The sequence below is a fragment of the Pseudoalteromonas sp. CO342X genome, assembly GCF_004208915.1.
In the GTDB taxonomy this organism is placed as follows: Bacteria; Pseudomonadota; Gammaproteobacteria; order Enterobacterales; family Alteromonadaceae; genus Pseudoalteromonas; species Pseudoalteromonas maricaloris.
The window spans coordinates 275,874-298,910 of the sequence record NZ_SGPH01000013.1 but is presented as its reverse complement, the minus strand read 5'-3'; the positions used below and the strand labels follow the sequence as shown (position 1 = coordinate 298,910).

Genomic DNA, 23,037 nt, shown 5'->3' with positions numbered 1-23,037 from the left:
AAGTGGTGGGTCATGATGGACTCGAACCATCGACCAATGGATTAAAAGTCCACTGCTCTACCAACTGAGCTAATGACCCGCTCAAAATCGAATTCTCAAGCTTGTAAAGTGGTGGGTCATGATGGACTCGAACCATCGACCAATGGATTAAAAGTCCACTGCTCTACCAACTGAGCTAATGACCCACTTAACGCAGCAGTTTTTTGTTACCAATCGCCTGCTGCGGGCGCTTATAATACTTATTTAAATTTTGAGTGCAACTGAAATAGCTAGTTTTTTTCACTTTTTATGACTAAGCGCCTAATTTTAAGGCACTCAGCTCAAAAAGTGATAATTACATCTTCGCTAAACGCTCTGTTGCCAATTTTGCAGGAGTCGTACTTGGATACTCTTTAATCAATTTATTAAGGAGTGTCTTCGCTTCAGCAGCTTGTCCCTGTTTATGTAAAATAGTACCCAGCTTTAACATCGCTTCTGGACGTTTATTCGATTCAGGGAAATTATCAACAACGGTTGCAAAATGAGACTTAGCTTTACCATCGTCAGATTTTATTAAGAATAGCTGACCTAACCAGTAATGCGCGTTCGGCACATATACTGAGTTTGGATACTGCTGCAAGAAACTTTGAAACTCAGGGATCGCCGCGTCGTAGCGCTTATCCTTCATTATCATGTTTACAGTACGGTCGTACGCTTCATTCTCAGACAGATTACTGCTGAATGCTTGCTCTGGCGTAACATCAGGCGTTACCGCAGCTGCGGTGGATTGTGACTGGTCATAAGCTTGGCTAACGCGATTTTCAATCTCTTGATATAACTCACGTTGACGTTGTAGCACTTTTTCAAGCTTATAGCTCTGCTCTTCTGTCACACCACGCACTTGGCTTACTTCTTCTTGCAAAAGATTAAGCTGTTGCTGTAACTCAGCCTGTAGCAAATTGCGGGTTCTCATCATACTCTCAAGTTGAGAGACACGTTCTTCTAGTGTTTGATTTGAATTTGCAGCTTCTGAAACAGGAGCGGGAGCAGCCCAAACTTGGGCGCTCCCGCTCATGAGTAAGAATGCTGCCAAAATAGTATTCGGCTTCATAATAACTCTTTCTTAGTACACTAATACCGCGCGACGGTTCTTAGCGAACGCTTCTTCTGTACGTGACTTAATCATTGGTTTTTCTTCACCATAGCTCACTACAGAGATTTGGCTGTCAGAAACACCAAGGCTTTGAAGGTATTTAGCAACTGATTTACCACGGCTCTCACCTAGTGCGATGTTGTACTCTGGCGTACCACGCTCATCAGCGTGACCTTCAACAAGTACTTTCACGCTTGGGTTTTTCACTAGGAAATCAGCGTGCGCTTGAAGTAGTTCAGCATATTTGCTCTGAATAGTAGATTTATCGAAATCGAAGTAAACGATCTGTTCTTGACGTAGGGCTTCATATTTCTCACGTAGTTTTTCTTCCGCAGATTTCTCGCGAGACATAGTGTTTACATCAACAGTGTTGTCTTGTGTGGTTGCCGCTTGGTTGCTTTCGCTAGCCGCGCCCTCATCAACACTTGAAGATGAGCTACATGCTGCAAGTGTCATCACTGGCAACGCGACCATTAAGGCTTTTAGAGTTTTGTTAAGTTGCATCGAGTATATTCCTATATCTTTATAAATCTAACCAGCAAAATTACTGTAAAAACGGCGACCAGGCTGGTGCCTTAACTTGACCGTCCAAGACAGGTAACCTTGCCTTGAAACGACCATCCATAGACACCAATGCCAATACCTGCTTATTATTGTGCAAGGTGCTGTATATTATCATCGAACCATTTGGTGCAATACTCGGAGACTCATCTAGTCTCGTACGAGTTAGCACTTGAAACAGCCCGGAATCTAATTCTTTTTTCGCAATGTGGTAACGGCCCAGCGTACGGTTAACCATAATCAGACGCTTTCCATCTGGCGTGATCGAACCTGCTAAGTTCATGTCGCCGTCGAACGTAACTCGCTTAGACCTACCAGTTTTTAAATTTAACTTATAAATCTGAGCATTACCACCCCTTTCAGATGTATACACAATTTCTTGACCGTTTGGATGCCAAGAAGGCTCAGTATCTATACTACGATGACGAGTTAAGCGTGTTTCTTGACGAGTTTTCAGGTCAATTAGATATACTTCTGTCGCTCCACCTGCATCCTTAGAGAGTACTGCAAGTAATTTAGTTCCATCAGGAGAAAACTGTGGTGCGCCATTGATACCTGGGTGACTTGTGACAAGTTCGCGTTTTCCAGTGTAAATGTCTTGAATGTAGATTTGCGATTGGCGATTTTCAAAAGTCACGTACGCAAGTTTGTTTGCATCTGGCGACCATGCAGGAGACATTAACGGCTCTTTGGAGCGCAATAACACCTGCTCGTTGTAACCGTCATAATCGGCAACAACTAACTGGTATGGCTTATCTTGGCCGTCACGTACGATGACGTAGGCAATCTTAGTTCTAAATGCGCCTCTTTCACCTGTTAAGGCTTCATATACTACGTCGCTAATTTGGTGCGCATAGTTTCTAAAGCCAGTACTGCTGACAATACTTTGGCGTCCTTCAAGCACATGGTCGTCGCTTTGCATTAAGCGACCATTTGACATAATGCGAGTTTCACCACCGGTAAGCTGTGCTCTGATCACGTCAATCAGTTCATACTTTACCAAGTAGCGTCCAGCAGATTGCTGGGTCACGGTGCCTACAACTACCGCTTCAACCCCCGCATCAACCCATGCAGCGTAGTCGATTTCCGAGTCAGTGGTTGGTAATTGAGGCATGTCAGCCTCGGCAACAGGCTTAAATTTACCGCTGCGCATCAAGTCTGCAGAAATAACGTCACTTAAACTCGACGGCATTTCACCAGTGCCATTATATTTAAATGGTACAATTGCGATGGGTCTGGCACTGTCTACCCCTTCTGTTATCACAATTTCAAGTGCGGCTTGCGCAAACTGTGATACACCCAGAGTAAAAACCAGCAATAAGGTTGTGAACTTCTTTAGCATGTTCGTCCTTTAAAAATTTGGTTTAATTGTTAAATTGATATTCTTAAGCTGCTCAAACACGTCTTTATCTTTAGAAACAGGTAAAGTATCAGCCATTTTCACAGCACGGATAGCAGCTTCACAAACTAGCTTGTCGCCACCCAATGACTCTACATGAGTCACAAGGCCGTTAAAGGCGAGACGAATGTTTACTCGGCATTGTTTACCTTTCATCGTTTCATCGATAAGCAAGTTAGCTTGAATGCGTTGCATGATAAGTGCTTTAAACTTATCCACTTCACTCAATACTTGCTGTTGACGGATCTTCGCTCTTGCTGCCTGCTCTTTCGCAAGCTGGTCACGCAGCATTTGTTCTTCAAGTGCCTTTTGACGTTGACGCTCGGCTTCTTCCGCTTTTCGTTTTTCCTCAGCTTCGCGACGTTTCCTCGCCTCTTCAGCTTTTCTTAAGCGATCTTCCTCAGCTTGACGCTGGGCTGCAGCCTTTTTAGCAGCTTCTTCCGCGGCGGCTTTTTCAGCTCTCGCTTTATCAGCCTGCTCACGTTGTTTTTTCTCAATTTCGCGAGCGCGTTTGGCTTGCGCCTCAGCTTGGCGAGTCTCTTCCAACTTAGCTTGACGCTCTTGCTCCAGCTTTTTAATGCGCCGTGCTTCGGCTTCGCGGTCTTTTCTGGCTTGCTGCGCACGCTGTTCAAGATCGCGAATACGGCGATCTTCAGCAGCTTGCTTTTCTTCTTCACGCTTTTTTAAATCCGCAATCTTTTTCTCAACTGCTTGCTGATCAACCGACACCGCAGAAACCGCCCTTTCAGGCTTTTGATCTTTTTGCTGTGGATTTAAGGTGACTTCCATCACAGTAGGTGTATCAACTTGAAAATTTGCCGTAGCAAATAGCAGACCGCCAATTGCGCCATGAAGCAATACTGACTTAACTACGCTGCTAGATAATGAACTCATTACTCATCCTCAAATGATTTAGTCATTAGGCCAACAGAAGGAACACCCGCTTTTTTCAAGAAGTCCATTAAATAAAGTACTTCTTGATACGACACTCTGCCTGAACCTTTAATCATTACAGGGGTATCTGGATTTTGTTCTAACTTAAGTTTAATCACCGCAGCTACTTCTACTGCATCCATTGGTGCTTCAGGGTCCGTACCAACAGTCACAAAATAGCGACCTTCAGCATCAATGGTGGCAATAATCGGTGGCGAGTCTTTGGTTTCAACCAATTCAGACTCTTCCATCTGGGGTAAGTCTACTTTTACGCCGTGTTGGATAAGTGGAGCCGTTGCCATAAAGATGATCAACAGCACCAACATAACATCAATATAAGGAACGACGTTGATCTCCGCGACGGGACGACGTTTCTTACGCTGATACATTTTGTTTTGCCTCTACTTGTGTTGCAGCCTGACGATAAAGGATATTAGCGAACTCTTCCATAAAGTTAATGTACTGAGTTTCTAGCTTTTCTACATTTTTAGCAAATCGGTTATACGCCATAACCGCTGGAATTGCCGCAAACAGACCCATGGCTGTTGCAATCAACGCCTCAGCAATACCTGGTGCAACCATTTGCAGCGTCGCTTGTTTCACTTCGCCAAGCGCGATGAAAGCATTCATGATCCCCCAAACGGTGCCAAATAGACCGATGTAAGGACTGATAGAGCCAACTGTTGCTAAAAAAGAAAGGCTTGATTCTAACTTTTCAATCTCACGAGAAAGCGCGACACGCATTGAACGGTGAGTACCTTCAACAACAATTGAAGGAGATTGGATATTGCCTTTTTTATGCTTTGCAAACTCTTTAAAGCCGGATACAAATAGCGCTTCTAGTCCTGACGCGCTACCAGTCCTTGCAGCTATTTCATTATAGAGTTTGCTAAGATCCATACCGGACCAAAATTTTTGCTCGAAATTCTTTGATTGGCTTTGGGCTTGAGAAATGACAGTTTTACGTTGAAAAATAATTGCCCAAGAAGCAATAGACAATCCCACCAGGGTCAACATAACAAGTTGTACCAAAAAGCTGGCTTTTAAAATTAGATCGACAAAATTTAGTCCCGATTCCACGTTATTATACTCCCAAAAGTGTTTCGGCAATGGTAGCCATTTATATTCTTGCTCTCTACCGAGCAATATCTAGAGATAGACTAGATTTACTACCAAAAGGTTCAGCTAGTTTAACCACACTACAAATACCTTACAATCTCAATACTGCGAATTCATTGTATTTGACGATAAATAGAGCAAAACAGTGTAACTCCCTTTGCTTTACCCAAACTTAAGCAAATTCGACAATCTCCATCACAGCTTCTAAATATGGCCCAAAACTGCATAAAATAGGAGTTTTATGCACAAATAGAGAATAAAACCTCAAAAAACAGATTGGTCTTACCAATTAACAACAGATTATCTAATATTTACACTTTGCGCATTTAACATACAAAACCATATTTTACATAAACTTACATGAATACTTCACCACATTTAAGCTCACTTTTTAACCTTAACAAAAACTTTGATATTAGTTTTTTTTATCTGAAAAAAGAATTTTTCTAGTTTGATGAAAAATCAAAACCTCTTTAATATACACCCTGTACTGAGCGAGCAGCTGAAGTTTCAGCAAAGCACAGTTACTTGCAATAGGATTCTGATTTTTCGTATTGCTTAGATGACGCATTTTGTGGATAAAACCCAAAGTAACTCATCTTGTTCCCTGGATTACTTCCTTCAACTTGTTGTTTTGCCCGCATTATTTGCGGGCTTTTTTTTGCCTGAAATTTGGTGCGAGCTCCTTATTACGCTCCACGTTTTCTTTAACACTCGGTCATTTTGCGGTTTTTATTTAGCGCTTGGTTTAAAGGACGAGACAATCTACAAATAGTTTAAGCAACGTATAGCCCACACAGGTCGAGATAAATTTACCTGAGGTTTAGCAGTTAGCGCTAAAACTGGCTGCTAGAAAGGCATTAATTATCCGAAGCTCAGGTAAATTACTTCAGCAGTGATGGATCTTGCCTGAATTTAGCTGACACAAAATAATGGATTTGTGCAAACGCGATTTGCAATAAGTGAGTGTAGAAATGAAATAGCCGAGTGAATACTCGGCTATTATGAAGAATAAAGCTGTTCGTTACCCAACTTAGATCATTCTGGCTTGCTTAGCTCAAAATGCATATAGGCTTTGTCAGAGACAATACGTCCTCTTGGCGTGCGTTGAATAAAGCCTTGTTGGATCAAAAATGGTTCTATCACATCTTCGATGGTTTCTTTTTCTTCTCCAATTGCCGCAGCAAGGTTATCCAGACCAACCGGGCCACCGGTAAACTTTTCAATGATTGCTAGCAGATATTTGCGGTCCATATAATCGAAGCCACATTTATCAACATCGACCATATCCAGCGCTAAGTGCGCAATCTCTTCAGTGATAGAGCCATCGCCCTTCACTTCAGCAAAGTCTCTTACCCTGCGTAGTAAACGATTTGCTATTCGTGGTGTACCGCGCGCTCGACGCGCCACTTCAGTTGCGCCCGACTCGCTGATCTCTAGATTTAAATGATACGCTGAGCGAGTCACAATCGAAGACAAGTCCGCAACCGAGTAAAACTCCAAGCGCTGCACAATACCAAAACGGTCTCTTAATGGTGAGGTTAATGAGCCGGCACGTGTCGTTGCGCCAACCAAAGTAAAAGGCGGTAAATCCAGTTTAATCGAGCGTGCAGCTGGGCCTTCACCAATCATGATGTCTAATTGGTAGTCTTCCATAGCAGGATAGAGAATTTCTTCCACCTGAGGGCTTAAACGATGGATCTCATCAATAAATAACACATCCCCTTCTTCAAGGTTAGTGAGTAATGCGGCTAAATCCCCTGCTTTTTCAAGCACAGGTCCTGAGGTAGTTTTAATATTAACCTCAAGCTCGTTTGCGACAATGTTTGCAAGCGTGGTTTTACCTAAACCTGGCGGACCAAATATCAGCAAGTGATCTAAGGCTTCCTGTCTTGAACGTGCCGCCGCAATAAAAATTTCCATTTGCTTTTTGACATGTGGCTGACCAGTATAATCATTTAGTAATTTAGGTCTAATCGCCCTATCAACTAAATCTTCATTACCTTGGATCTCAGGTTCAATTAATCTATCTGCTTCAATCATAGTTACATCATCGATTTAAGAGCGTCTTTAATGATGCTCTCGGTCGTCATGCCTTCTCTGTTTACGGCTTTTACCGCTTTTTGTGCTTGAACTTGTTTATACCCTAATGCCATTAAGGCTGCAATCGCTTCATCTGCTGGGGTATCACTTACCGTCGGATGCTCTTGCGGCGCAAGTACAGCGGCATCGCTAAACGGTGTGAGTAAGTCATTGCCAAAGTCTTTTAGCTTATCTTTCATTTCAAGCACTAGGCGCTCAGCGGTCTTTTTACCAACTCCTGGGATCTTAACCAAAGTCGTTGCATCGCCATGATTCACGCAGCTAACAAATTGCTCTGCCGACATGCCCGACAAAATTGCAAGTCCGAGCTTTGGACCGACTCCGTTTGCTTTAATTAACGTGCGAAACAATGCACGTGCTATCTTGGTATTAAAACCAAACAGTAACTGCGCATCTTCACGCACTACAAAGTGAGTAAATACTGAAACCGGCTCGCCCACGCTCGGTAATTCATAAAAACAGGTCATTGGCATTTGTACCTCATAACCTATACCTGCAACATCAATTAATATCTCTGGTGGCTGCTTTTCTAACAGTGTTCCGCTTAATTTTCCTATCATCGTTATCTCAACCTTCCTCTTACGGTTTTACGCGCTGCGCCTGCCATTTTTATTAAGTTTTGCCTTGAGTGCGCGTGACAAATCGCCACCGCCAACGCATCTGCTGCATCAGCTTGGGGTGTGCCTGGCAATTTTAATATGCGCTTTACCATTTCCTGTACTTGGGCTTTGTCTGCACCACCGGTACCCGCAACGGCTTGTTTAACTTGCCTTGCCGAATATTCACTCACAACCACTGACTGCATGGTCGCTGCAACAATGGCCGCACCTCGCGCTTGACCAAGTTTTAAGGCTGAGCTTGGATTATGCGCAACGAACACTTGCTCAATCGCAAAGTCGCTCGGCGAAAACTGCTCTATGAGCTGTGTGATCCCTTGATAGATCATTTTTAATCGAGTGGGAAAGTCATGTTCACCAACTTTAATGCAACCGCTCCCCAAATATTGGAACTTTGCACCTTGGTGAGCAATCACACCATAGCCTGTAAATCTTGACCCCGGATCAATTCCTAAAATGACAGCCAAACGCATCGTCTCTTGGTTTTTTGGTTATAATGCCAAAATACTGTATAGATTACCAGTTATAAGCTAGTTCATCTGATCAAAAAAGGCGACCTAAGTCGCCTCTTTTACATCAGGTTGACGAACTTACTCGCCTTCACCTTGCTCTGTTAACTGCTTTTCTATTGAGATAGCAAGCTCTTTTAGCGCATCTGGGTTTGCAGGGCTTGGCGCATCAGTCATCAAGCACGACGCTTGCGTCGTTTTCGGGAACGCAATAACGTCACGGATGTTGTCAGTGCCACACAGTAGCATCACCAAACGGTCAAGACCGAATGCCAAACCTGCGTGCGGAGGCGTGCCATACTTCAGAGCATCAAGTAAGAAACCAAACTTCTCTTGCTGCTCAGACTCTTCAATGCCTAGGATCCTGAACGCAGCCTGTTGCATTTCGTTGTTGTGAATACGAACCGAACCGCCACCGACTTCGTAGCCGTTAAGTACCATATCGTATGCATCAGAAAGTGTACCTGCTGGATTTGCTTCAAGGTCCGCAGCACTTACGCCTTTAGGCGCGGTAAACGGGTGGTGTACCGCGTGTAGGTTACCTTCGTCGTCTTCTTCGAACATCGGGAAGTCAACAACCCAAAGTGGTGCCCACTTAGTTAGATCTGTGATTTCTAAATCAAGACCAATCTTCAGACGTAGCGCGCCCATCGCTTCGTTTACAGTATTACGCTTGTCTGCGCCGAATAGAATAATGTCACCTGTGTTTGCGCCTGTGCGCTCAAGCAGTGCATTGATCACTTCTTCATTCAAGAACTTAGCGATTGGTGACTGTACGCCTTCGCTACCCGCATCACGGTCGTTCACTTTCATCCAAGCAAGGCCTTTCGCACCGTAAATACCTACAAACTTAGTATATTCATCGATTTGCTTACGTGAAAGTTGTGCGCCACCTGGTACTGATAGTACTGCAACACGACCTTTTTCGTCATTCGCTGGGCCACTTAGTACTTTAAATTCAACGTCTTTTACGATGTCTGCAACGTCGATAAGCTCAAGCGGGTTACGTAGGTCTGGTTTATCCGAACCATATTTGCTCATCGCTTCGCTGTATGGCATCACAGGGAACTCACCCAAATCAACGTCTAGGAAAGACTGCCACATTTCACGGATCATTTTTTCTGTCACGCCACGAACTTGGTCTGAGCTCATAAATGACGTTTCGATATCGATCTGAGTGAACTCTGGCTGGCGATCGGCACGTAAGTCTTCATCACGGAAACACTTTACGATTTGATAGTAGCGGTCAAAACCAGACATCATTAGTAGCTGCTTAAATAGCTGCGGCGACTGCGGTAGCGCATAGAAACTGCCTTTGTGGACACGACTTGGTACTAGATAGTCGCGTGCACCTTCAGGTGTCGCTTTAGTTAGTACTGGCGTTTCAATGTCTAAGAATGCATTTTCATCCAAGAAACGACGCACAAAGCTACTCGCTTTAGCACGCATCTTAATGCGATCGCTCATTTCTAGACGGCGTAGGTCTAAATAACGGTATTTAAGACGACGCTCTTCAGAGTTTTGCTGATTGAAGTCAAGCGGTAATGGTTCTGAACGGTTGATAATGGTTAAGCCAGTGCCTAAGATCTCAACTTCACCCGTTGCCATGTCTTTGTTTACTTGGCTTTCAGGGCGCGCACGGACAACACCTTTGATCTGAACACAGAACTCTTGGCGCAACGTATTCGCTTTATCCATTAAGCCTTCCACTTCAGGATCGAATACCACTTGCACAAGTCCTTCTCTATCTCTTAAATCGACAAAGATCAGGCCGCCAAGGTCACGACGTTTATTGATCCAACCGCATAGTTCTACTTCTTGATCAACGTGGCTTTTGTTTAAGTTTCCGCAATATATTGAGCGCATAGTTTTCCTGTCTCTCAGTTACACCAAGCGGTAACTGGCATTAATATGAAAAATTATCGGCGATTATATAAAAATACCCGACTTGATGTCATCCTTGATCCCGTTTTGTTTCTAAATTTCGTGAACTTTATTACACTGACACCACCATTTAAACGAAACAAGCTCAATTATGTTATACCTTGGCTGCCCACAGTGGAGTTCAGCTCACTGGAAAGGACGCTTTTTTACGACTCACTGCCAAAGCAATAGAATGCTCCAAGAATATGGGCAAATATTCAACTCTGTTGAAGGCAACACCAGCTTTTATGCTGATCCCAAACCTAACACCATTGAAAAGTGGCGAAATGATGTGCCTGAGCACTTTCGTTTCACCTTTAAAATTCCTAAGCGCTTTTCCCATGAAATGGCGCTGCAAAACTGTCAGCAAGGCATAAGCCATTGGTTGCAGCTATTTGAACCTATTTTCGACAAACTGGGGATGGTGATGCTACAGCTGCCTAAAGCATGCGGTCCAGAACATTTGCCAAAAATAATCGACTTTTGTTCATTATTACCTAAAGAGCTGCAACTAGGCATCGAGGTACGTCATTTAGGGTTTTTCGACAAGTCGGATAACGAACGACGTTTTAACCAATTTTTAATGGCAAATAGTTACAACCGCATCATGATGGACACACGACCTTTATTCAGCGAACCTGCAAACACCCAAGCGATCATTGATGCTCAACAAAAAAAGCCGAGAGTGCCATTACATGTGATAGCAACTAGTAACTCACCAATGATACGTTATGTTGGTTGTTCAGACTTAGAAGCCAATCGCGCCTTTTACCGCCCTTGGCTCGCCAAGATAAATCACTGGTTGGATGAAGGGAAAACACCCTATGTGTTTTTCCATACCGCGGATAATTATGATGCCCCCATACTAGCCAAGCAATTTATAAATGACCTACAAAGGAAGGACATCACATTGGGTTTATTCCCCGCTGAACAACAACCTCAACAAAATAGTTTTTTGTGAACTTTCACAATAGCTTGCAACCAAGTGTAAAATATACTAGCTTGTTCAGTGAATAGAAACACATACAAGCAACCCTGCTTATTTACAAAAAGGAAATTATAAATGATAAAATTAAACAAAAAGAAATTAAAAGCGCTTTCAGAAAACAAGCAAACATTACCTAACAACGCTACTCGAAAAATTGCTGGTGGAATATCTGGTGATCATGTTTGTTGTTTTTCAGAAGGCTGTCAAGACCAAATTGCTGTTGTACCTGCTGGTAACTAACTCATTGCGTAATAATGCCTTCTAAAAGTGGTGCAAGCGTGTCTCTTGCGCCACTTTTAACACTCAATACGTACATTTTTCAGTTAGCTATTTAGCACGACTTGGCTCAAATTCTTCGTAGTGAGGTAAGCTCGCATCGAGACCTTCCAAATTCGCTTTTCTGGTAACAAAGTTGTGAGGCATAGGTCGAACGACGATATCCGAGTCTGATATACCTAATCGTAATCTGAATTTGTCTGGTAAGTCGTCATTGGAACTAAACAGAGGTGATGCACAGTGCGCACAAAAATCACGTTTACGTCCAATTTAAAATACTTCATGTTTTCAGCCTCTTTTACCAAGTTCAATTCATAGGTATTTACAAATCCATTAGTCGCATATGCAGTAACGATAGGCTTACGACACAATGAACAGTGACAGTGGATAATATCGTTAATTTTACCGATAATTTGCAGCTCAACTTGGCCACATAAACAACCTGCCTGATACATCAAGCTCTTCTTGAAACTATTCGTGTTTGTTTTTTAATACATTATACTGCTCGACATGATTTGTTCTAGAAGTAACCACATGGGATTTCACTCGCTATTTTGTTCATTACCCAGACACCATTCAATCGTAAGTTGAACAACTTATTACCTCGGGGCAAATTAAATCGTACTCGAACGTAAGTATCCTCTCGGCCATCAATTACAAAACAAAAAAGCCTTATATGAGTTTCACCAATCAGCTAAAGCAAGCGCTTTAAGCGCTACTGGAAGTACTGGTTGTACATGAGCTTGCACATTTCCAAGAAAAGGATGTGCGACATTCCTAACAACCGACTTTTCAGCTAAATGTTGTCAACTTATGTATAACGATTGTGGGTCAACATCACTAACTGTTTAGCTCATAAGAAATAAAATCATGAACTTTCGTTTGTGTCTGAAATAAAAATAAAGATTAAATTTTTTGACCTTATACTCAACAATAAGATAACGCTATCGAGAGCTCAGCGATTAGCTGTTGTCACTATCAGAATAAAAATAAGTAAGGTACAATTTTCTTTATTCATCTTTCTAAGCTTAAAAACACAAAGAATGCCATCTTCAAAAGTAAAATTAGCTCCGTTAAAGTATCTATCGTCATACTCACTTGAAGTGCAAGATCAAGTCAGAACGATGATTGAGCAAGATACACTAGGTCAATTTTTACTTAAGAAGCACCCCAAAGTGCATGATATTAAAAACGATAAATTGCTTCGTGAATATGTCATAAATTTAAAGAACACTCACTTACGGAAGTCCTCTCCATTAAGTAAAGTTATTTACGATAAAAAAATCCATGCTGTAAATAACGCTCTGGGCTTGCATACATTTATTTCAAGAGTTCAGGGAAATAAGTTAAAGAGTAAAAATGAAATACGAATTAGTGATATTTTCAAAACAGCACCTGAGGTGTTTTTAGAGATGATTGTTGTTCATGAGTTAGCCCACATCAGAATAAAGCAACACGATAAGGCATTTTATCAATTGTGCCAGCATATGCTCCCTAACTACCATCAGCTAGAGTTTGAAATGCGTGTATACCTAACTCAACTAGAATTAAAAGGTCAAATTTACAAATAAAAATCAAATTTTGATATTTATTTGAATGAGTGTGATTACCAAGAACTAGATAAGTTTGACTGTCGCAAACTGAGGGTTATAACTACATAACGCTTATTACCTGAGCCGAATTTACGCCCAATTTAGCTCAATTTATAAACGTGATGGCTCACTTTAAAACTCTCATCCTTCATAAAGAATGCGCTACCAAACTCGACTCATCGAAAAGTTAAATAGCGGAGTACTCGATAGCTATTACTGAATCTCACTCTAGTACAACTGTTTAGCAAGCAGCCTTGATTCAAGCATATGGAGCCCCACTATCATCAACTTGAGCTAGAGTTACGGCTATTTATGCTGATGTGTGAAACGGAAGGCAACACCAATTACACTTAACTGAAGGGTAATTGGTGTTTTGAGAAATTAGCGTTTACAGCTTGGTGCAAAACCACCCGTACGCGCTTTGTTAGCGGTTGCTTGGGCCGTTGTCATGTTTGCTTGTAATTGCTTAATTCGATTTTCAGGCGCAGGGTGCGTCGACATAAATTCTGGTGGACGCTGTTCGCTCATTTTCGCCATATTTTGCCAAAGCGCAACCGAGCCTTCTGGATTAAAGCCAGCCTTAGCCATTAGGTCTAAGCCGATAACATCCGCTTCGCTTTCATGAGAGCGGCTAAATGGCAATGCCACACCATACTGCGCACCAAGACCTAATCCCTGCATAATGGCATTGCGATATTCGATATTATTCATTTCAAGCACCGCCGCACCTGCTTGCAGGCCAAACTGCAACACACTGTTTTGCGATACGCGCTCATTAGCGTGTTCAGCAATAACGTGCCCTACTTCATGACCCATCACCGCAGCAAGTTGATCTTGGTTTTCTGCAACTTTGAGAATCCCCGTATGAACCCCGATTTTACCGCCGGGTAGCGCAAATGCATTGGCAGAGTCATCTTCAAAGACCACGACTTCCCATTGCTGGTTTGCGTAGTTTGTTGGGAGTTGTGCTATCAAGGCATTTGCAATACACTTAACATAGCGATTGGTTTTAGCATCAGTATCGACTTTTTGCTCTTGCTTCATTTGTTCAAAGCTTGCAACACCCATTTGGTCCATTTGCTGCTCGGAATAGAGTGCTAACTGAGTGCGTCCGGTAGGCGATGTTTTGCAGCCAGCAAGCGTTGCTGCCACAGCTATCGCGAGAACCAGTTTTTTCATAACTTGTTCCTTTTCTTATTTTATAACTTAAGTTTCTCTAAGTTTACCGCAATTTCGTCACTTAACGAGACTAACTTAGTACAATATAAAAAATTTTTCATGAACTTCTGCTGATCAAAGCGCCGTCTTTTCGTTGCTCTACTCTAGTGCACCGAGTTCCATCTCCATATAAAGCGTCTCTGATTGGTGTATTTATTCTGCTTAACATTAATAAGGTAACAATACCAACCTATGAAGTCATCAACACTCCCAGCAATACTCTTGCCATTACTGGCTAGTATTGTCGCGATAACGCCTTTGGCTATCGACTTGTATCTCCCCGCGATGCTTGCGATTGCAGACAGCTTGAATAGCCCACTTGAGCAAGTACAGGTTTCTCTTAGTAGCTATTTAGCAGGTTATGCTGTCGGCATGATGGTGTTTGGCCCCCTTGCAGATAGATTCTCAAGACAGACGTTAGCTATTTGGGGCTTGGTCGGCTTTACCGCATCGTCAATTGGGCTTGCGCTAACGAATGACATCGATATGTTTTGCTTCTTACGGGTCGTTCAAGCATTTTGTGGTGCCGCAGCAACAGTCGTTGTACCAGGCGTGATCCGCTATTATTACAAAGAGCATACAGCCAAAGGGATGTCTTATGTTTCAATGATCATGATGATCGCGCCACTAATTGCTCCCTCACTTGGTGCGCTGATCTTGTTGTACTTTGATTGGCACGCCATTTTTTGGTTTTTAGCGGTTTATGCTGTACTCGTTATCATCGCATTACAGTTTTTCTGTATTGCAATTCCGACCAAAGCCGATGTACCGCTTAGCTTATCGTTTTTCTTAAAAAGCTATCGTATTGTGTTAACACAAAAGAAGGCCCGCTACGATATTCTTTCTTCGATGCTGGCATCATTCGCATTCTTTTGTTTTTTAACCTCAGTTTCATTTATTTATCTTGAGTATTATGGCGTGTCGGAGCAGCTGTTTGGAGTGTTATTCGCCATGAATGTGATTGCATTGATGCTCGGTAACTTTGCCAACACGCGTTTAGTGCCAAGGCTTGGTTCTAGGAGAATGCTCAATATCGGTCTTGCGATTGGTGTCGTCTGCTCCACGATCTTAGTCATACTCAGTAGCCAATCAGTCTCGGTTTGGGTGCTAGCTTCTGCCATTGCACCTTTGATGATGAGTTTGGGGATCATTGCCAGCAACGCTGATGCACTGATATTACTGAGTTTTGAACATCAAACCGGTACCGCTACCGCGGTGATAGGCACGCTACGATTTGGTAGTGGCGCTTTGGTCGGCCCTTTACTTGCACTCGCGGTTCCTGAGTCACCTTTGCCATTCTCAAGCTTTATGTTCGCTGCCATTGTGCTGACTATCGTCTGCCAATTGTTAAACAGGCGTTTTGAGAAAAGTGTCAACGCTACAGAAATCAAAGAATAATACACAAAAAGCCCCGACTTGCGGGGCTTGTCTCTAAAATCGTTATTAGATCATCTTAATTTAGTTCTTTATCTTTCCAGAACTTAGTGCCTTTTACTGTTGCTTGCAGTGCCAAGCCACTTTCAGTAAAGGTGTACACTGTAACATCGCCATAATAGGCTTCGCCTTCTACCGATGCACCTTTTTTAGCCGCTTTCGCCGCAGCATCTGCATTTCCGCCAAACGTCCAGCCTGAGGTCACAAACTTATTCATTGCTTCAGGAGTATGGAATACCATCACAATACGATAATCTTTTACACCTATACCAAGGCCTACACCACCTTCAGCCATATTCATATAAGTGTTACTTCCTACCGTATTATCATGTACGACACCGTAACCTGTTCCAGCTGCAACAAATAGCAGATTAATATTGGCATTAGAAAAAACAGCATAGCCAGGCGCTGCCGCAATTTGCGAACGCGTATCTGGCTTTTTGCTGTAAAGCTGAGTAAGTACATCGTTTTTCATATCTAGGATGGCACGTTGCTTTTCAACCTTGTCACCATCGCCCATTGAAGCACATGCACTAAGCATGACGGCCAAAAAGCCAGCCATTAAATGTTTAACGTTTACCATAGGTTTTTCCTTTCCTGCATTAATTGAAAATAACACTACCTATCATAGACGCTTAGTTTGAATGCTGGATTAATTTAGAGGTATGTTTCGAGTCTTGCCAAACCAGCGGCAAAGTTGCGCTTACCCGTACCTAAACGGAAGTGGCACTCACTCTCCAATAGAAATAACTTTGCGGGTAACAATAGCGTGTTCGAGGTCTCTGCAAATTGACGTGACCACTTTTCAGGATCCTTTACTGAATTAATCTTCAGCAATGACAACACACCGCCATGCGGCTCAACCCAAGTTACTTTTTGCGAGTATAAACTGACAAATTCACGCATCAATTGGACGTTGTTTGCAATGATTTTCGCATTATACGCTAAGATAGTTTCACTATGCAGTAATGCGGTCGTCGCCAATAAATCATCCACTTTACTGCCACAAATGCTTAAGTAGCTTTTACCAGCCAACAGCGCATCCGCTAGTGCTTTCGAACCGCAAATTGCCCACCCTACTCGGACGCCAGGCAAGCCCATGCTTTTGGATAATACACCTAACGTAATCGACCGCGGATAAGCCGAAAAGCGCCCACTTACTGCGCAGTCATCGCCATGGCTCTGTGCTGATACTTCATCACTTAAAATGTAAGCACCACACTGCTCTGCCAGTTGTTGTATTTGTCCAACTTCTTTGTCAGTCAAGCCTGTGCCCGTTGGATTATGAGGGGCATTGACGATAATGAGTTTGGTTTTTGCCGTCACTGCGTTTTTGAGTCTTTCTATATCAAACTGCCAGTTGTCCTCTTCTCGCAATGGCACCGTGTTGACGATAGCGCCAAACTGTTTGGGGAGTTTTGCAAGCGATGGGTAACTTGGTGTGCAGACCACCACCTCATCTTGTGGGTCTAGTAATTGCGCCATCGTAGTGAAAATAGCTTCTTGAGCACCGCTAAACGTCACGATTTGATTAAGATCCACACATGCAGTCGTCGGCAGATGATAAGCTTTAATCGCCGCTTTTAGCCCTTCACTACCAGCAATCGGATTATAACCCAGTGCAATATCTGGCATTTTGCCGCCACCAAGCTCAATAAGTTCACCAAGCGTGATGCCTTGAGCACAGGAATCACTCAAGTTGATATCGATGGGAGCAGCCAAGCTTTGACTAAACTTAATGTGATCGGGTAATACTAATTCCATTCTTTAACCTAAAAAATCATGCCAGCACTTTGGCTGGCATGGGTATCAACGACTATTTAAGACGCCATAGCGTAAGTTGGCATCGCTCTAGTTCAACTTTACGTGCGTTTTTGCTTGTGGCGGACATTACTTCATCTTCAGCCAACAGTTCAAAATCTCGTCCCAGTAAAATTTCTAAACCATCACGGCCCGTGACATTCTCACCACTGACCTTATAACCGCCCAACCAGTTTTGTGCTTGGGTTAGCGCCTTGTCCCACTGATAGGCTGAGCTTATCGCAAGGATCCCACCTGCATTCAAGCGCGATTTAATTTGGTTTAAAAAGGTTTTTGGTGAATATAAGTATTCCACAACACGGTGACACAAGATTAAGTCATACTCGGCGAATTGTGGTTTAAGGTTATGCCCATCCCCTTGGCAAAAATGAATACGCTCACTGAGTTCATTAAATCCCAATTGCGAGGTAGACACTTCGTGGAAGTCCACAATTTCACCTTCAATCTCGGTAGCAAAGCGTACTGGCGTGCCTTCTTTTAAGGCCAACGCGTGTTGAATATTGCGCGCAGTAAAATCAATGCCATCTACTTGAGCAAAGTGTTTGGCTAATTCAAAACTTGCACGACCGACCGAGCAACCCAAGTCCAGCGCTTTATTTGTATTACCTTGATAATGCACCATTAGCTGTGAAACAACACTTTGTAATGGGTTGCCAAAATGCATAACAGGCTTGCCGTAGTGGCTATGTAGCGCATTGGCGACGTCCGCATCCATTTCACACAAGTTGACCTTTTGCACTGGCACTTGTGGGCTCTCACTTTCGATGTATCTGAATCCGGCATGTTGGAAGAAGTGGCGTCTAAAGGCATAACGAGAATCTCGCACGGCTTCGTTGCCTGTAGAAATCCAAGAACCACCTTTTATCAGATTGTGTTTACCGTCAAAAGTGGGGGTCGAGAAATCATCGTATAATGGATGCACTTTAAAGCCGCTATATGCGTCGATCGGACTTTCCGTCCATTGCCAAACATTGCCGATGATGTCGAATAAACCTTCAGTTTCAAAACGGTTAACCGGACAGCTTGAAGCACATACCTCAAGGTTAATGTTTCCCGGCGCTTCACTCCATGTTGGCAAGTCAACATCGAGCTTATCGCGTAGTACTTGCCACTCTGCTTCTGTTGGTAAGCGTACAAAGTGCTCACTTTGCTCAGACTTCCAATTACAAAAAGCCTTAGCTTCAAGGTAATTAACCTCAACTGGCCAATTGAGTGGTAACGGGATTTCTTCGGCTAAGTTTCGTTGCCAAAAGCCTGTGTCTTTTTTTACCCAAAAGCGCGGCATGGTTGATTTAGTTGAAGCCAGCCAAGCTTGACCTTCAGCCGTCCAAAACTCAGGCTGCTTGTAGCCACCAGCTTCGACAAAGGTTAAAAACTCTTGGTTTGAGACCACATATTTACTGGCCTTGAATGGCGCCACTTTGACGTCTTGTACACCATATTCGTTATCCCAACCGTAGGTTTGATTCGACTCAGGTTTGCCAAGCCGAACATCACAACCGCTTACTGGGATTAGGTTGTTGTCAGGTGCATCACCGTACTCATCACACGCTTCCCAACCAGGTTGTAAAGCCAAGTCAGCCAGCGGCAGCATCCGCATAATTACAGAAGAGGTTTCTAAATGGATACGTTCGTGTTCAATACCCATCAAGACAACCCATGCAAGGCTATCTTGAGTGATTGGTAGAGTAATATCCATCTCGTCGATTAACCCGTTAATAAGTGCATTCACTTGCTGGCGATAAGCACGCACTTCTGGCACTGTTGGCCAATCGTAATTATTGCTATCAAGGTCGTCCCAAGACATTTCATCTACGCCAACTGCACAGGTAGATTCAATATGTGGATTAACGCGTTGAGTGATGTATTTCCCTAACATCAACTTATTAACGTAAAAACAAGCGGTATGACCGAAATAGAAAATGAGAGGATGCCGTAACCGCTCAGCCTTCACAAAATAGGCGTCGTCATTGTTGATATTGCTAAATAATGATTCGTACTGCTGCCAGCTATTGTTGAAGTATGCTTTGATCTCAGCGCGCTTTTTCTCTACATCGCCACCCGAAAGCCAGATTGGCTTTAATGTATTTGGTCTTTCCATACAATTATCTTCTTTAAACTTGCTACTTCGATACATACACCATTTCAATGCATGCAGCTTTTAAACTTTGCTCACTTTGCCACTTAATACCAATGGCATCTTGCTGTATACGTTTGATAATCTAGCTTAGACCACTGATATCAACTTTTTATGACCTTAACTTATTCACATTTAATTTTCACTGCCGACAGGGCGATTTTCGGAAAAAACTTCACTTGGCACATCTGGCATATGTGATAAAAATAAAAAGAGCGCAACTTAGGTCACGCTCTTTTGGCAGCGGGGCTGCATCACAATGAAATTTACGCGACAGCTGGCTCTATAGACTCAGCCGAGCTGGACTCCAATGTCAAAAACACCAACACCATGATATTGGCGATAAACCACAAGTCTTTAATCACAAATTGTCCCAAACCACCAAGCAAACTCATGTCGCTAAACGCACCGGCTGCGGTAAACAAAAAGCTTTGTGTCATAACAAATACCGCAAAACACCCAAGGCTTGCAACACCAATCAAGACTCGCTGTTTGAACCAAATGCCAATGCCGAGCAAGCCTGCCATCAAAATGTCATAGACGCCTATCACGTTTGAGGCTTCTTGCACAGTAAACAACTCATACATCCAAGACATAAACGGTGAAGTTTCCACTAGCGGCACGATTGCCTTTGCCTCAAGTTCAAGAAATTTCATTCCACCAATCCAGACTAAAACCAATGCCACGGGGAAATAGTTCGCCCACACTAGCGCTCGCGTATTGATATGATGACGGCAGTAGAGAAATAGTGCGATGGGTACTAACGCAAAATACTTGATGACCCCTTGACCAGAACCAATAACGGGAAAGCCGCCATGGGCTGCTATCCAGCGATTTTCGGCAAACAACGTCAACAAAGTAAATAAACTAATGATGGCGATTAAGGCAAGCGGCCACGCCGCAGGAATAATCTTACATTGCTGTAAAATGACTAGACCCGCGGCAACCATTAACGCAAAGCCAAATACAATACCAAGTGTGGCAACAGGCACCCACTCTGTTAACCCGTAAAAGCTAAAGGTGCCTGAAATAGTACTTGGCCCAGCGCCAAACAAAAATGAAATGCCAAGCAGTAATAAGCTCACTGCTAACACGCCTGAAATAGAATAATCGATAGTTCTGAACGACATATCTAACCTCTTAATATGCTATTGTCTATAAGACCCGAGGTTTGAGAAAGTTCATTCAGTGTTTGTGAAGTTTATACCCATTGCAAGCTGTGTTGAGTCGTTAGGTCGACAGCACAGTTCAACGCCAGTGCGCCGCAAAGTCAATGAGTCGCGTTAATATTGGGCTTTGAAATTTATCTTTACGCGTCACCAGCCAAAACTGCCTCGGTGCGGCTTTTAAACCTGAAAGCGCCTGAATTCGTTGCTGTGCTATGGCATGTTCAGCGGAGTATTTTGAGATACACGCTACACCGAGCCCTGCCGCAACACCATTTATAATCGCCTCGGTGGAATTTAACTCAAACGCGGTTCGCCACGACGTAAGCTGCGCTGCAATATTCGCTAAGAAAAATTCTCGACTGCCGGAGCCTTGTTCCCGCAACAACCAACGAGATTGACTTTGTATCAGCGTTTGAAAGTCAGTTATCGCACAGTCCATTGCACTCACGATACACATTTCATCTTCAAACCAAGGCATGATGTCTAAATCTTCGCCTATCACTCGACCTTCAACAAAACCAATATCTAATTCGTAATCACGAAGCATGGCACACACCTTCGCCGTATTGGTGATAAACAACTGCTGCTGCGTATGCCCTGTTTGCTGCTGAAAAGCCGCTAACATGGGAGGCAACAAATGATTGCCTAAGGTATCGCTGGCACCAATTTTAATTTCGCCATATAGCCTCTCGCTTTCTTTAAATAAGGACTCTAAGAAGCGACATCTATCAAGCACTTGATGCGCATGCGGTAGTAATAACTCTCCGGCAGGATTTATCATTAATCGATTATTTACACGATCGAATAATGGTTGTTCGAGGTGACGCTCCAACTCCGCTAGTGCCATGCTAACAGCTGCCTTAGTTAAACATAGCTTATCCGCTGCGGCCGTGATCGAACGCTCTTGCACGATTACCGTAAATACATTGAGTTGCTTAAGGGTTATCATTGACGTTAAGAATTACTGAACACTAATTTAAATATATTCAGATATTCTTAATTAAAGCGCAAGCGTATTATCCCTTCACCGAACAATTATTGTGAAATTACGCATGGCTACTCTTCTTTCTTATGGTAAAAAACTCACCGCCAATATCCCCACTCCTATGTCTGGTCTTGCTCTTGGGCTAGCTAGTTTAGGCTGGTGTATCAGTAACCTCTTTCCCGCATTTTTTGTGTTAAAACCTTTAAGTGCACTGCTGGCTGGCTTTATTTTATTGCTGTTAGTGCTTAAGTTTATTCATCAACCAGCTCTATTAAGAGCAGATCTCGCGCATCCAGTGGTTGGGAGTGTATTACCAACCAGCGCCATGACAATCATGGTGATTTCTCATAGCATCGCGGCCTATTCTCACCTTATTGCAACTGTGGTTTGGCTACTCGCCATTGCAGTTCATCTGGGTTTGCTAGCCAGCTTTGTGTATTTTCGCAGCCGCAATTTTGAGCTTAACCAGCTAGTGCCGAGTTGGTTTATTCCCCCTGTGGGGTTTGTCGTTGCCGATGTCACCTTTAACGGCATGGCAGCGTTGCAGCCTTTGGCGATGGGGCTTTGGTACTTGGGAGTGATATTTTATCTGCTGCTGCTACCGTTCATGATTTACCGTTTGTGTAGAGGCAGTGCCATACCACAGCAAACCCAGCCCACAATTGCAGTCATGGCAGCGCCTGCGAGTCTATGTTTAGCAGGATATTTAAGTGTCCACCCAATGCCAGCGGCTGGCGTGGTGTTTGCCCTACTGAGCATTGCTATTATTATGACCCTAGCAATATACCTTGCTTTTATTCAGCTTCTACGGCTGCCATTTAGTCCCGCTTTTGCAGCATATACCTTTCCATTAGTCATCGGCGTCACCGCCATTAGTAAGGTCGTCACTTGGCCCGGCAGCGAACACTTAAGCTTAGGCTGGTTAAGTGTGTTGCAGTACCTAGTTTGGTTTGAACTTGTTGTTGCGATCGCTGTAATTAGCCATGTTTGTATTCACTATACGCGATTCTTACTAAAAATAAGCACCGCCAATTCAGAGAGTTAAAGCTAATATTGCAATAATCTAAACACACACTATTTACTTAGCATGCTAACTAATCTAGAATACTTAGCATGCTAAG

21 protein-coding genes, 2 tRNA genes and 1 pseudogene are annotated in these 23,037 nt (G+C 43.2%); 5 read left to right on the top strand and 19 right to left on the bottom strand.

Going from position 1 to position 23,037, the window contains the following annotated elements; genetic code table 11:
• Positions 1 to 3: 3 nt before the first annotated feature.
• From EXT47_RS06065 to aspS, 12 genes are all read right to left on the bottom strand, one after another.
• Positions 4 to 79: transfer RNA gene (locus tag EXT47_RS06065), tRNA-Lys, on the bottom strand.
• 30 nt (positions 80 to 109) lie between these two features.
• Positions 110 to 185, bottom strand: a tRNA-Lys gene (locus tag EXT47_RS06060).
• Positions 186 to 334: 149 nt separating this feature from the next.
• Complete coding sequence (gene ybgF / locus EXT47_RS06055) at positions 335 to 1,090, bottom strand: tol-pal system protein YbgF (protein ID WP_010377599.1); 756 nt, start codon at positions 1,088 to 1,090, stop codon at positions 335 to 337.
• 12 nt (positions 1,091 to 1,102) lie between these two features.
• Positions 1,103 to 1,636 carry a peptidoglycan-associated lipoprotein Pal gene (gene pal / locus EXT47_RS06050; RefSeq protein WP_017215988.1) on the bottom strand — a complete coding sequence of 178 codons (534 nt, stop codon included), beginning with the start codon at positions 1,634 to 1,636 and terminating at the stop codon, positions 1,103 to 1,105.
• Between the two features lie 40 nt (positions 1,637 to 1,676).
• Positions 1,677 to 3,035: a Tol-Pal system beta propeller repeat protein TolB gene (tolB, locus tag EXT47_RS06045; protein WP_039497305.1), complete on the bottom strand. Its 1,359-nt coding sequence runs from the start codon at positions 3,033 to 3,035 to the stop codon at positions 1,677 to 1,679.
• A gap of 9 nt (positions 3,036 to 3,044) precedes the next feature.
• Complete coding sequence (tolA, locus tag EXT47_RS06040; protein ID WP_010377595.1) at positions 3,045 to 3,986, bottom strand: cell envelope integrity protein TolA; 942 nt, start codon at positions 3,984 to 3,986, stop codon at positions 3,045 to 3,047.
• Positions 3,986 to 4,414: a protein TolR gene (gene tolR, locus EXT47_RS06035; protein WP_039497303.1), complete on the bottom strand. Its 429-nt coding sequence runs from the start codon at positions 4,412 to 4,414 to the stop codon at positions 3,986 to 3,988. The genes tolA and tolR overlap by 1 nt, the downstream gene beginning before the upstream one ends.
• Entirely contained in the window at positions 4,401 to 5,105 is a 705-nt protein-coding gene (gene tolQ / locus EXT47_RS06030) for a protein TolQ (RefSeq protein ID WP_010377591.1), read from the bottom strand. Before tolQ ends, tolR begins: the two co-directional genes overlap by 14 nt.
• A gap of 1,077 nt (positions 5,106 to 6,182) precedes the next feature.
• Entirely contained in the window at positions 6,183 to 7,187 is a 1,005-nt protein-coding gene (ruvB, locus tag EXT47_RS06020) for a Holliday junction branch migration DNA helicase RuvB (protein ID WP_010377587.1), read from the bottom strand.
• 2 nt (positions 7,188 to 7,189) lie between these two features.
• Entirely contained in the window at positions 7,190 to 7,807 is a 618-nt protein-coding gene (gene ruvA / locus EXT47_RS06015; protein ID WP_010605127.1) for a Holliday junction branch migration protein RuvA, read from the bottom strand.
• Between the two features lie 2 nt (positions 7,808 to 7,809).
• Complete coding sequence (ruvC, locus tag EXT47_RS06010) at positions 7,810 to 8,331, bottom strand: crossover junction endodeoxyribonuclease RuvC (protein WP_010605128.1); 522 nt, start codon at positions 8,329 to 8,331, stop codon at positions 7,810 to 7,812.
• A 123-nt stretch (positions 8,332 to 8,454) separates the two neighbouring features.
• Positions 8,455 to 10,239 (bottom strand): aspartate--tRNA ligase, encoded by a 1,785-nt coding sequence (aspS, locus tag EXT47_RS06005; RefSeq protein WP_130126107.1) that lies wholly within the window; start codon positions 10,237 to 10,239, stop codon positions 8,455 to 8,457.
• Between the two features lie 169 nt (positions 10,240 to 10,408).
• Between aspS and EXT47_RS06000 the strand changes: the two genes are divergently transcribed.
• Both EXT47_RS06000 and EXT47_RS23825 read left to right on the top strand, forming a co-directional pair.
• Entirely contained in the window at positions 10,409 to 11,257 is an 849-nt protein-coding gene (locus EXT47_RS06000) for a DUF72 domain-containing protein (protein WP_039497299.1), read from the top strand.
• A gap of 102 nt (positions 11,258 to 11,359) precedes the next feature.
• A complete protein-coding gene (locus EXT47_RS23825; RefSeq protein ID WP_165383798.1) occupies positions 11,360 to 11,524 on the top strand; it encodes a hypothetical protein in 165 nt (54 codons plus the stop codon).
• 87 nt (positions 11,525 to 11,611) lie between these two features.
• Here the strand turns inward: EXT47_RS23825 and EXT47_RS05995 are convergent.
• Positions 11,612 to 12,015, bottom strand: a pseudogene (locus tag EXT47_RS05995) (GFA family protein).
• A 588-nt stretch (positions 12,016 to 12,603) separates the two neighbouring features.
• Here EXT47_RS05995 and EXT47_RS05990 point away from each other — a divergent pair.
• A complete protein-coding gene (locus tag EXT47_RS05990) occupies positions 12,604 to 13,131 on the top strand; it encodes a YgjP-like metallopeptidase domain-containing protein (RefSeq protein ID WP_039497933.1) in 528 nt (175 codons plus the stop codon).
• A gap of 402 nt (positions 13,132 to 13,533) precedes the next feature.
• Here the strand turns inward: EXT47_RS05990 and EXT47_RS05980 are convergent, their stop codons facing one another.
• Positions 13,534 to 14,331 (bottom strand): M48 family metallopeptidase, encoded by a 798-nt coding sequence (locus tag EXT47_RS05980; RefSeq protein WP_039497298.1) that lies wholly within the window; start codon positions 14,329 to 14,331, stop codon positions 13,534 to 13,536.
• Positions 14,332 to 14,562: 231 nt separating this feature from the next.
• Here EXT47_RS05980 and EXT47_RS05975 point away from each other — a divergent pair, with 231 nt between their 5' ends.
• A complete protein-coding gene (locus tag EXT47_RS05975; RefSeq protein ID WP_045989771.1) occupies positions 14,563 to 15,768 on the top strand; it encodes a Bcr/CflA family multidrug efflux MFS transporter in 1,206 nt (401 codons plus the stop codon).
• 55 nt (positions 15,769 to 15,823) lie between these two features.
• Here the strand turns inward: EXT47_RS05975 and EXT47_RS05970 are convergent, their stop codons facing one another.
• The 5 genes from EXT47_RS05970 to EXT47_RS05950 all read right to left on the bottom strand — a co-directional run bounded on the left by EXT47_RS05970 (position 15,824) and on the right by EXT47_RS05950 (position 21,880).
• Positions 15,824 to 16,387 (bottom strand): YSC84-related protein, encoded by a 564-nt coding sequence (locus EXT47_RS05970; RefSeq protein ID WP_039497296.1) that lies wholly within the window; start codon positions 16,385 to 16,387, stop codon positions 15,824 to 15,826.
• Between the two features lie 74 nt (positions 16,388 to 16,461).
• Complete coding sequence (locus EXT47_RS05965; protein WP_130126106.1) at positions 16,462 to 17,568, bottom strand: aminotransferase class I/II-fold pyridoxal phosphate-dependent enzyme; 1,107 nt, start codon at positions 17,566 to 17,568, stop codon at positions 16,462 to 16,464.
• A 52-nt stretch (positions 17,569 to 17,620) separates the two neighbouring features.
• The gene (gene ovoA, locus EXT47_RS05960) at positions 17,621 to 19,726 is read right to left on the bottom strand and encodes a 5-histidylcysteine sulfoxide synthase (RefSeq protein WP_130126105.1); all 2,106 of its coding nucleotides are present in this window, start codon (positions 19,724 to 19,726) and stop codon (positions 17,621 to 17,623) included.
• Between the two features lie 302 nt (positions 19,727 to 20,028).
• Complete coding sequence (locus EXT47_RS05955) at positions 20,029 to 20,892, bottom strand: DUF417 family protein (protein ID WP_130126104.1); 864 nt, start codon at positions 20,890 to 20,892, stop codon at positions 20,029 to 20,031.
• 118 nt (positions 20,893 to 21,010) lie between these two features.
• The gene (locus EXT47_RS05950) at positions 21,011 to 21,880 is read right to left on the bottom strand and encodes a LysR family transcriptional regulator (protein WP_039497288.1); all 870 of its coding nucleotides are present in this window, start codon (positions 21,878 to 21,880) and stop codon (positions 21,011 to 21,013) included.
• Between the two features lie 103 nt (positions 21,881 to 21,983).
• On the opposite strand from EXT47_RS05950, the gene EXT47_RS05945 reads away from it, so the two are divergent.
• Complete coding sequence (locus EXT47_RS05945; protein ID WP_205991251.1) at positions 21,984 to 22,961, top strand: TDT family transporter; 978 nt, start codon at positions 21,984 to 21,986, stop codon at positions 22,959 to 22,961.
• Positions 22,962 to 23,037 lie beyond the last annotated feature (76 nt).